Origin of the sequence: uncultured Methanobrevibacter sp. (genome assembly GCF_937906425.1) — an archaeon.
GTDB lineage: Archaea > Methanobacteriota > Methanobacteria > Methanobacteriales > Methanobacteriaceae > Methanobrevibacter.
The window spans coordinates 1-1,730 of record NZ_CALCYR010000015.1; the positions used below are offsets into that span (position 1 = coordinate 1).

At 35.7% G+C, this 1,730-nt stretch carries 1 protein-coding gene; it reads right to left on the reverse strand.

What is annotated here, in order from left to right:
• Positions 1 to 233: 233 nt before the first annotated feature.
• Positions 234 to 1,730, reverse strand: a 1,497-nt coding sequence (locus Q0138_RS00690) for an Ig-like domain repeat protein (RefSeq protein ID WP_297979531.1), incomplete at its 5' end; no start/stop codon positions are given.

A 1,730-nucleotide genomic window follows, 5' to 3' on the forward strand; every position in this document is an offset into this window, starting at 1 on the left:
ATAAAATAAAATAAAATAAAATAAAATAAAATAAAATAAAATAAAATAAAATAAAGATTTAAAAGATCTGAAAAAAAAAAGAAAAAAGGTAGATGTTAAATTACATCTACTTTAAATCATTAACAATTTAAATCATAAATCTAAACAATTTAAATCATTAAACCATCTAAACAATTTAAACCATTTAAACCATTTAAACCATTAACAATTTAAATCATAAGAATTTAAACCTTTTAAACAATTTTTACAGTGCTTGTTTTAGTTATGGCTGCATAACCGTCGTCTCCCTCGAACTTAGCAGTTACCTTATAAGTTCCTTTCTTGGAGAGACTTACTTTAACCTTAGCAATACCGCTCGCACTTGTCTTTGCGGAATAATATCTTCCATCAACCACAAATGAAACTACCTTGCCCTTGATTGGTGTTCCATAAGCTGAAAGAACTGTTGCAGTTAATGTTTTGGATTTAGCATTAGCCTTATATCTTTTGGCATCAACACTGAATTTAGCAATTTGAGGTAAAACCTCTATCTTAGCCACTCCAAATGCAGATTCATAATTCTCATCTCCACCGAAGAAGATAGCGAATGTGTAATTTGTAGAGTGCCTAAGGTTTACTTGTGTCTTGAATCCACCAGTTGCATTGGTTGTGTATTTGTATACATGACCATTAAATCCTACAGAAACATTCTTACCAGCTAAAGCCTTACCATTTTCATCCAATAACCTTGCAGTGAAATATTCACCAATTCTACCTTCAATAACAGAGTTAAAGGATGTGGTTGTCAGATTATTGAAAACAAGTTGGGTGCCTAATTTGGCAACATTGAAATCAGCGCTTCCAGTGGATGAAAGATATGGGCTTTCTCCATCATAGGAAGCAATTACAGTATAATTTCCAGCAAGAATATTACTTACCTTAACTGATCCAACACCATTCTTGATTACACAGTTTTGCTCTTCACCATTGATTACAACAGCTATTGTCTCATCCATGTTATTTCCATCAACATCCTTCAAGGTGAAGTTGACTGTAGCTGCGCCGCCATATTTCATGTCAACAGCACTCACAGTTAAAACTGTTTCAATTGTTTTTGCTACAACAGTAAGGTTTTTACTTCCGGATGCAGGAGCATGGGAACTGTCTCCAGGATAAGTGACACTTACCTCATGAGTTCCAGCATCAAGAGGAAGACTTGCAGAACCGTTTTCAACATCAAGAACTTGGGCCTTGCCATCAATAGTCACATTTACCTTAGCAGTCATTCCATTGCCGCTTGCATCGCTTAAGTCAACTATGAGATTACCATCATCTGCAGAAATATCCAAGTCAACAGCAGAGTATGAACTTACTGTAAATTTAGAACTTGCATTGGAAGCAGCATAGGTTGAATTAGCCGCAAAACTTGCTAAAACATTGTAAGTTCCAGCCTTTAGGTTTTTAACAGAGATGGTAGCCTTACCGTTAGTGACCACTGCAGCATAGTTAGTACCGTCAAAGTTTACAATGACCAAACCGCTAATGGACTTGCCATTTGAACTTAATGTAATATCAATCTTTTCAACTTCCCCTTCCTTAATGTTTGAAGGAGAGACAGTCACCTTGGTAGCAGCAGGTTCAACAACAGGCACCTCAACAGGAACTTCAACCTCAACAGTATTGTTGTTTTCAACAGTTACAATGCTTGAACTTACATCAATGCCATTAACGTCAGTGAAAGAGACTACAAC